8 protein-coding genes and 1 pseudogene are annotated in these 7,678 nt (G+C 61.0%); 3 read left to right on the top strand and 6 right to left on the bottom strand.

All coding sequences use genetic code 11. The features are described 5' to 3' along the window. The 6 genes and pseudogenes from PQQ96_RS42350 to PQQ96_RS41030 all read right to left on the bottom strand — a co-directional run. Positions 1-96 (bottom strand): annotated as a pseudogene (locus PQQ96_RS42350) (succinate dehydrogenase assembly factor 2); the annotation flags it as partial. A 1-nt stretch (position 97) separates the two neighbouring features. Beyond that, entirely contained in the window at positions 98-802 is a 705-nt protein-coding gene (locus tag PQQ96_RS41050; RefSeq protein WP_054034792.1) for a succinate dehydrogenase iron-sulfur subunit, read from the bottom strand. Positions 803-826: 24 nt separating this feature from the next. Further along, positions 827-2,602, bottom strand: coding sequence for a succinate dehydrogenase flavoprotein subunit (gene sdhA, locus PQQ96_RS41045; protein WP_408302984.1), 1,776 nt, complete (start codon positions 2,600-2,602; stop codon positions 827-829). A 4-nt stretch (positions 2,603-2,606) separates the two neighbouring features. Then, entirely contained in the window at positions 2,607-2,975 is a 369-nt protein-coding gene (gene sdhD / locus PQQ96_RS41040; protein WP_063498406.1) for a succinate dehydrogenase, hydrophobic membrane anchor protein, read from the bottom strand. Between the two features lie 4 nt (positions 2,976-2,979). Beyond that, positions 2,980-3,396, bottom strand: coding sequence for a succinate dehydrogenase, cytochrome b556 subunit (sdhC, locus tag PQQ96_RS41035; RefSeq protein ID WP_054034790.1), 417 nt, complete (start codon positions 3,394-3,396; stop codon positions 2,980-2,982). A 157-nt stretch (positions 3,397-3,553) separates the two neighbouring features. Further along, positions 3,554-4,354 (bottom strand): GntR family transcriptional regulator, encoded by an 801-nt coding sequence (locus PQQ96_RS41030; protein WP_408302982.1) that lies wholly within the window; start codon positions 4,352-4,354, stop codon positions 3,554-3,556. A gap of 515 nt (positions 4,355-4,869) precedes the next feature. Here PQQ96_RS41030 and PQQ96_RS41025 point away from each other — a divergent pair. The 3 genes from PQQ96_RS41025 to PQQ96_RS41015 form a co-directional block, all read left to right on the top strand. Continuing rightward, positions 4,870-5,853: a malate dehydrogenase gene (locus PQQ96_RS41025; protein WP_074289036.1), complete on the top strand. Its 984-nt coding sequence runs from the start codon at positions 4,870-4,872 to the stop codon at positions 5,851-5,853. Between the two features lie 228 nt (positions 5,854-6,081). Then, positions 6,082-7,095: an HpcH/HpaI aldolase/citrate lyase family protein gene (locus PQQ96_RS41020; RefSeq protein WP_408302980.1), complete on the top strand. Its 1,014-nt coding sequence runs from the start codon at positions 6,082-6,084 to the stop codon at positions 7,093-7,095. Positions 7,096-7,261: 166 nt separating this feature from the next. Next, a partial coding sequence (locus PQQ96_RS41015; protein WP_408302978.1) for a citrate/2-methylcitrate synthase occupies positions 7,262-7,678 on the top strand: 417 nt, incomplete at its 3' end.

Below are 7,678 nucleotides of genomic sequence, written 5' to 3'. Positions count from 1 at the left end.
AAAGATCAGATCGTTTTCCAGCAGGCCCCGCCGCGCACGCCAGCGAAGGCGCGCGCGGCGGAGAGGGTCGGACTGATGCGATGTTTCGGTGTTCATCCTAGACTGCGCGGCGAACCATCAATTCCTTGATCTTGCCAATCGCCTTGGTCGGGTTCAGGCCCTTCGGGCAGACGTCGACGCAATTCATGATGGTATGGCAACGGAACAGACGGTACGGATCTTCCAGGTTGTCGAGGCGCTCACCCGTCGCTTCGTCACGGCTGTCCGCGATGAAACGATAGGCTTGCAACAGGCCAGCCGGGCCGACGAACTTGTCCGGATTCCACCAGAAGCTCGGGCACGAGGTCGAGCAGCTAGCGCACAGAATACATTCGTACAGGCCGTCGAGCTCGTCGCGTTCTTCCGGCGACTGCAGACGTTCCTTTTCCGGCGGCGGCGTGTCGTTGATCAGGTACGGCTTGATCGAGTGGTACTGGTTGAAGAACTGCGTGAAGTCGCAGATCAGGTCGCGCACGACGGGCAGGCCCGGCAGCGGACGCAGCACGATCTTCTGCGGCAGGTCGTTCATGTTCTGCAAGCAGGCCAGACCGTTCTTGCCGTTGATGTTCATCGCGTCCGAACCGCACACGCCTTCGCGGCACGAACGGCGGAACGACAGGGTCTCGTCCATCGCCTTCAGCTTGAGCAGCGCGTCGAGCAGCATGCGTTCGTGCGAGTCGATTTCGATCTCGTACGTTTGCATGCGCGGCGCTGCGTCCTTATCCGGGTCGTAGCGGTAAATTTCAAATGTACGCTTAGCCATTTCTGAATTCCTTTGACTTGTGCCTTAGAAGGTACGCGCTTTCGGCGGCACCGATTCGACGGTCAGCGGTTGCATGTGAACCGGCTTGTAGTCGAGGCGATCGCCTTCGCTGAACCACAGCGTATGGCGCAGCCAGTTTTCGTCGTCGCGATGTTCGAAGTCGTTCTGCGCGTGCGCGCCACGGCTTTCCTTGCGCGCTTCGGCGGAGATCATCGTGGCACGTGCCACTTCGATCAGGTTCTCCACTTCCAGCGCTTCAACACGTGCCGTGTTGAACACCTTCGACTTGTCTTTCAGGTAGATGTTGTCGACACGGTCAGCCACTTCGCGAATGCGTTCGACGCCTTCGGCCAGCAGCTTCGACGTGCGGAACACGCCTGCGTGCGCCTGCATCGTGGAACGGATCTCGGCCGCGACGGTTTGCGAGTATTCGCCCGACGTGGACTTGTCCAGCTTGTTCAGACGAGCCAGCGAGAAATCGCCCGCGTCGGCCGGCAGCGGCTTGTGTTCCTTGATTTCCCGCACGTGCTTGACGATGTGGTTACCGGCCGCGCGGCCGAACACCACCAGGTCGAGCAGCGAGTTCGTGCCGAGACGGTTTGCACCGTGCACCGACACGCACGAGCATTCGCCCACTGCGTAGAAACCGTTGACGACTTCCTTATGACCCTTCGGCGTACCAACGACCTGGCCGTTGATGTTCGTCGGGATACCGCCCATCTGATAGTGGATGGTCGGCACAACCGGAATCGGTTCTTTAATGCAATCGACGTTCGCGAACTTCATCGCGATTTCGCGGATCGACGGCAGACGCTTCATGATCGTCTCGGCGCCGATGTGGGACAGGTCGAGCAGCACGTGATCCTTGTTCGGACCCACGCCACGGCCTTCCTTGATTTCCTGGTCCATCGAACGCGAAACGAAGTCGCGCGGCGCCAGATCCTTCAGCGTCGGCGCGTAGCGTTCCATGAAACGCTCGCCGTTCGAGTTACGCAGAATGCCGCCTTCACCGCGCACGCCTTCGGTAATCAGCACGCCCGCGCCGGCCACGCCGGTGGGGTGGAATTGCCAGAATTCCATGTCTTGCAGTGCGATGCCCGAACGCGCGGCCATGCCCAGGCCGTCACCCGTGTTGATGAACGCGTTGGTCGACGCCGCGAAGATCCGGCCTGCGCCGCCCGTAGCGAACAGCGTGGTCTTGCCTTCGAGGATATAAACGTCGCCGGTTTCCATTTCCAGCGCGGTCACGCCGAGCACGTCGCCGTCGGCGTCGCGGATCAGATCCAGCGCCATCCATTCGACGAAGAACTGCGTCTTGGCAGCCACGTTTTGCTGGTACAGCGTGTGCAGCAGCGCGTGACCGGTACGGTCAGCGGCCGCGCAAGCGCGTTGCACCGGCTTTTCGCCGTAGTTGGCGGTGTGGCCGCCGAACGGGCGCTGATAGATCGTGCCGTCCGCATTGCGGTCGAACGGCATGCCCATGTGTTCCAGTTCGTAGACAGCGTTCGGTGCTTCGCGGCACATGAACTCGATCGCGTCCTGGTCGCCGAGCCAGTCGGAACCCTTGATCGTGTCGTAGAAGTGATAGTGCCAATTGTCTTCGCTCATGTTGCCGAGCGAAGCGCCGATGCCGCCTTGGGCAGCCACCGTGTGCGAACGCGTCGGGAACACCTTGGACAGCACGCAAACCGACAGACCGGCGCGCGCGAGTTGCAGCGAAGCGCGCATCCCCGAGCCGCCTGCGCCGACGATAACCACGTCAAATTTGCGACGCGGCAGAGAATTCTTGATTGCAGCCATTCTTTTACACTCTCCAGAGAATCTGCGCAGCGTAGCCCGCACATGCGAGCAGCCAGACGATCGTCAGCGCCTGAAGAAACAGGCGCATGCCAACGGGCTTCACATAGTCCATCCAGATGTCGCGGATACCAACCCACGCGTGATAGAACAGCGACAGCAGCGTGACAAACGTGGCGAGCTTCATCCATTGCGTGGCGAAGATCGACGCCCAGCCGTCATACGAGAAATCGCGCGCGCCGAAGAACCACGCGAGCAGGATCACCGTGTAGACGGCCATGATGCAGGCGGTAATGCGCTGGGCAAGCCAGTCGCGCAGACCGTAATGTGCGCCGACGACGAGACGCTTCGGACCGATTCGGTTATTAGCTGCCATTTTTTTAGAATGCTCCGAAGAGTTTGAGCGCAAAAGCAATCGTCAGGAGCGACGAAACGACCAGCACCACGATAGAGGTTTGCTTGCCCTTCTCTTTAGTCGTGAGGCCGTGGCTCGTGTCCATGAACAGGTGACGTACGCCTGCGCAGAAGTGGAACAGGAAGGCCCACGCGAGAACGAGCGTGATGAGCTTGACGATGATGTTGGAGAGGAAGCCCTTGAAGACTTCGAAGCTAAGCTCGGAAGTCAGGCTCTGATCGAAGAGGTACAGCAGGAACGGAAGAAAAACAAAAAGCAGCCCACCGCTTAAGCGGTGCAAGATCGACACGCGCCCCGCTAGCGGGAGACGGTATGCCGTCAAAATCTGCCCGATACCGATGTTCCGGAATTCCGGCCTCGGTTTTTTTACGGCTTCAGCCATGCTAGACCCCTACTATGTAGTCACACTAATCCGCAATTTTAGCGCCTTTTTATATCGCGCTGCAGCGAAAACCACTACCGGTCCGTTACAGCGTGCGCGATAAAGGCGCCTTCAAACAGGCGCGCGTGTGGGACGCAGCGCCTTTTTTCATCCCGATTCAGCTCAGATCGTTCTGATAGTAGTACCCGGTTGTGACATACCAACCGCGGCGCACCTCAACCGGCCGGTCTCCATATGTATAGGACACGCGTTCGACTGAAAGCAACGGGAAACCCGCCGGCACACTCAACAGATCAGCGACCGACGGATCGGCTGCGACCGCGCGGATCTTCTCCGTTGCGCGGATCATGCGGGTGCCGAATTCCGTCTCGAACATCGCATAGAGGGGACCTTTATACTCCGACAGCCGCTCGAGCGTGAGCCCGCGAAACACCGCGCCGGGCAACCAGATTTCGTCGAGTACGGTGACTTCGCCGTCGAACTGCAGCAAGCGCTTGATCAACACCACCGGATCGGCGGGTTTCAGATCGAGTTGCCGGGCGATGTCCGCCGAAGCGCGCAAGCGCCGGCATTCAAGCAGGCGGCTGACGTGCGGATGTTCCGCGCCGTCATCGGCCAGTAATCTGAGGAAGCGAAACTGGGCGCGGTCTTCATTGTGCGTTGCAACAAAAGTACCCTTGCCCTGGCGGCGCACCAGCAGGTTGTCGGCGGCAAGTTCGTCGATCGCTTTGCGCACCGTGCCCTGACTGACCTTGTATCTGGCCGCCAATTCGACTTCACTAGGAATGATCTCGCCAGGTTTCCATTCGCCGGATTCGAGGCTCTGCGTAATCAAGCCCTTGATCTGCTGATACAAGGGACTGAAAGTGGGCGACGTAGCGGGCGCGGCAGCGGATACACCCTCGCCCGCGACCCCATGGCCGTTCGGATTCGCGGTGTTCGCCTGGTTCGAAGTCATCCGCGCATTTCATCATAAAGGGCCGTGCCGCGTCTAGGGTTTTCCCCGCAATAGATATGTCTTATATAAGACATAAGATAATGTTGACTTTGTGTCTAACGGCTCCTACACTCCTTGTCGAGCAAGGGTTTGCGGGTTTTTCGGCGGCTGTTTTGCACGATGCAATACAGCGCCGTAGCGCACCGGAAGCCACTCTGCACCATGCTGTTCCCTCGCAGTCCAGGTTTCGATTCGCCGCCATTCGTTGGTCAGACGCTTGCCGAAACGCGCTGTTTGCAGGAGCCCGCACCGTGCAGCGGCTACCCGGCGCCAGAATGCCCCGCTCGCCGCCCTCTCAAGCTGAGTAGTACAGGTTTCCGGCATGGCGGACTTGCCGCAGCGCGCCGCACAGCCTCGGTACATTCCGGGGCCGTACGCGAACAGTGAATTCCGCCGTGTTTCACAACGCTTCGCTGAAGGCGCATATAGAATGGCGTTTTCCCTAGCGTCTAACGCATCGTCCTGGAGATTTCTCAATGGCTAAGCCCGCAAAGCGCGTTGCCGTCACCGGCGCCGCAGGTCAAATCGCTTACTCCCTGCTGTTCCGCATCGCCAATGGCGATCTGCTCGGCAAGGATCAGCCGGTTATCCTGCAACTGCTCGACCTGCCGCAAGCGCAAGGCGCCGTCAAAGGCGTCGTGATGGAACTGGATGATTGCGCATTCCCGCTGCTGTCGGGCGTCGTGATCACTGACGACCCGAAGGTTGCATTCAAGGATGCAGACGTAGCCCTGCTGGTCGGCGCACGTCCGCGTTCGAAAGGCATGGAACGTAAGGACCTGCTGTCGGCCAACGCCGAAATCTTCACGGTTCAGGGCAAGGCGCTGAACGAAGTCGCCAGCCGCGACGTGAAGGTGCTGGTGGTCGGCAACCCGGCCAACACGAATGCTTACATCGCGATGAAGTCGGCGCCGGATCTGCCGAAGAAGAACTTCACCGCCATGCTGCGCCTGGACCACAACCGCGCGCTGTCGCAACTGGCTGCCAAGTCGGGCAAGCCGGTCGCTTCGATCGAAAAGCTGGCTGTGTGGGGCAACCACTCGCCGACCATGTACCCGGACTTCCGCGTTGCAACGGCTGAAGGTCAAGACCTGACCAAGCTGATCAATGACGAAGAATGGAACCGCAACACGTTCATCCCGACCGTCGGCAAGCGTGGCGCCGCGATCATCGAAGCGCGCGGCCTGTCTTCGGCAGCGTCGGCAGCTAACGCTGCAATCGACCACGTGCGTGACTGGGTGCTCGGCACGAACGGCAAGTGGGTCACGATGGGTATCCCGTCGGACGGTTCGTATGGCATTCCGGAAGACATCATCTACGGTGTGCCGGTCACGTGCGAAAACGGCGAGTACAAGCGCGTCGAAGGTCTGGCAATCGACGCGTTCTCGCGCGAAAAGATGGACGGCACGCTGAACGAGCTGCTGGAAGAGCGCGAAGGCGTTCAACACCTGCTCGGCTAAGCGCCAGATGCAGACGAACCGGAACTCCGAAGCATTACAGCGGCGGGTTCCGGTTTTTTACGTGCGAATGCAGGTACGTCCCACGAAATTGCGGTTCACGTCGCAATGTGTCGTGCCAGTATTCGCCGCTGATTCGAACGCGCTTTGCGTCATGGCTTGCTGATCGCCGAGTAGAACGCGTCCGAATCCGATTTACCCACCCGACCACCCAGAATCCTGACGCCGAAGATGCGCGCCCTCACCCCCGCCGAAGTGCTGTTTGACGGCGAAGTGCCGCCCGCTGTGCTGCCTGCCTGCGATCACTACGCCGGCAGCGAGAAGCTGATGCTGAAATCACTGGCATTGCAGCAGCAACTCGGCCCGGTGTTCGACATCACGCTCGATTGCGAAGACGGCGCGCAGGTCGGCCGGGAAGCCGAACACGCGGAGCTGGTCGCGTCGCTGCTGGGCAGCGAGCATGACCGCTTCGGCCGCGTCGGCGTGCGGATCCACGACTTCGACCACGCGCACTGGCGTGACGACGTCCGTCTCATTCTGCGCGCCGCCAAGCGAGCGCCCGCTTACATCACCCTGCCGAAGATTCGCAACGTCCCCGATGCCGCCGAAATGGTCGCGTTCATCGAAGCGACGCGGCGCGAGCTCGGCATTACGCAGCCGGTGCCGGTGCAATTGCTGGTCGAAACGCATGGCGCGTTGACGCGCGTGTTCGATCTGGCCGCGCTCCCCGGCGTTGAGGCGCTGAGCTTCGGCCTGATGGACTTCGTCTCCGCTCACGACGGCGCGATCCCCGATACCGCCATGCGCTCGCCCGGTCAGTTCGATCACCCGCTGGTGCGACGCGCAAAGCTCGAGATTTCCGCGGCCTGCCACGCGTATGGCAAGGTGCCGTCGCATAACGTCAGCACCGAAGTGCGCGACATGAGCGTGGTCGCGAACGACGCCGCCCGCGCCCGCAACGAGTTCGGCTACACGCGCATGTGGAGCATCCATCCGGCGCAGATCGGGGCGATCGTCGCCGCGTTCGCGCCGCGCGACGAAGAAATCGTCACCGCCACTGAGATTTTGCTGGCCGCGCAGTCCGCCCAGTGGGGGCCGACGCGCCATCACGACACGCTGCACGACCGGGCCAGCTATCGCTACTACTGGTCGGTGCTGCGTCGTGCGCAATCCACTGGCCGCGCCGTGCCGCAAGACGCCGCGCCGCTCTTCACGAAAGTGGGCGCTAACGGGCAAGTCGCATGATGAGCAAGACCGTCAAGGCAGGAGCCGTCGTGGCCGCGCTGGACGGCGCCCATACGCAAAGCCGCCGTGTAAGCGAATCACAGCATCGCCTGGCGAAGCGGAAAGCAGGCGTCGAATGCGCGGTTCAACCAGAAGCAATGAGCAGGCACAAAGGAGATTGCGGGAGATGAGCGAGACGACGCAAACCGCCGGTGCACAAGGCGAGAACGAGCCTAAAAGCGGCTTCAAACCGAAGAAATCCGTTGCCCTGTCCGGCGTGACGGCTGGCAACACCGCGCTGTGCACGGTCGGCAAGACCGGCAACGATCTGCACTACCGTGGCTACGACATCCTCGACATCGCCGGTGCGTGCGAATTCGAAGAGATCGCTTATCTGCTGGTCCATGAAAAGCTGCCCACGCAGGCCGAACTGACCGCCTACAAGACCAAGCTCAAGTCGCTGCGCGGCCTGCCCGCGAACGTGAAAGCCGCGCTGGAATGGATTCCGGCTGCCGCGCACCCGATGGATGTGATGCGCACCGGCGTGTCGGTGCTCGGCACCGTGTTGCCGGAGAAGGACGACCACAACCTGCCGGGCGCGCGT

This window comes from Paraburkholderia sediminicola, assembly GCF_046027825.1.
Lineage (GTDB): Bacteria > Pseudomonadota > Gammaproteobacteria > Burkholderiales > Burkholderiaceae > Paraburkholderia > Paraburkholderia sediminicola_D.
Note: the sequence above shows the minus strand (reverse complement) of the source record. Positions and strands in the feature narration are given on the sequence as shown.

Coding starts and splice junctions, on each gene's coding strand:
- PQQ96_RS41050 (WP_054034792.1), bottom strand. CDS start 802: ATGGCTAAGCGTACATTTGAAATTTACCGCTACGACCCGGATAAGGAC.
- sdhA (WP_408302984.1), bottom strand. CDS start 2,602: ATGGCTGCAATCAAGAATTCTCTGCCGCGTCGCAAATTTGACGTGGTT.
- sdhD (WP_063498406.1), bottom strand. CDS start 2,975: ATGGCAGCTAATAACCGAATCGGTCCGAAGCGTCTCGTCGTCGGCGCA.
- sdhC (WP_054034790.1), bottom strand. CDS start 3,396: ATGGCTGAAGCCGTAAAAAAACCGAGGCCGGAATTCCGGAACATCGGT.
- PQQ96_RS41030 (WP_408302982.1), bottom strand. CDS start 4,354: ATGACTTCGAACCAGGCGAACACCGCGAATCCGAACGGCCATGGGGTC.
- PQQ96_RS41025 (WP_074289036.1), top strand. CDS start 4,870: ATGGCTAAGCCCGCAAAGCGCGTTGCCGTCACCGGCGCCGCAGGTCAA.
- PQQ96_RS41020 (WP_408302980.1), top strand. CDS start 6,082: ATGCGCGCCCTCACCCCCGCCGAAGTGCTGTTTGACGGCGAAGTGCCG.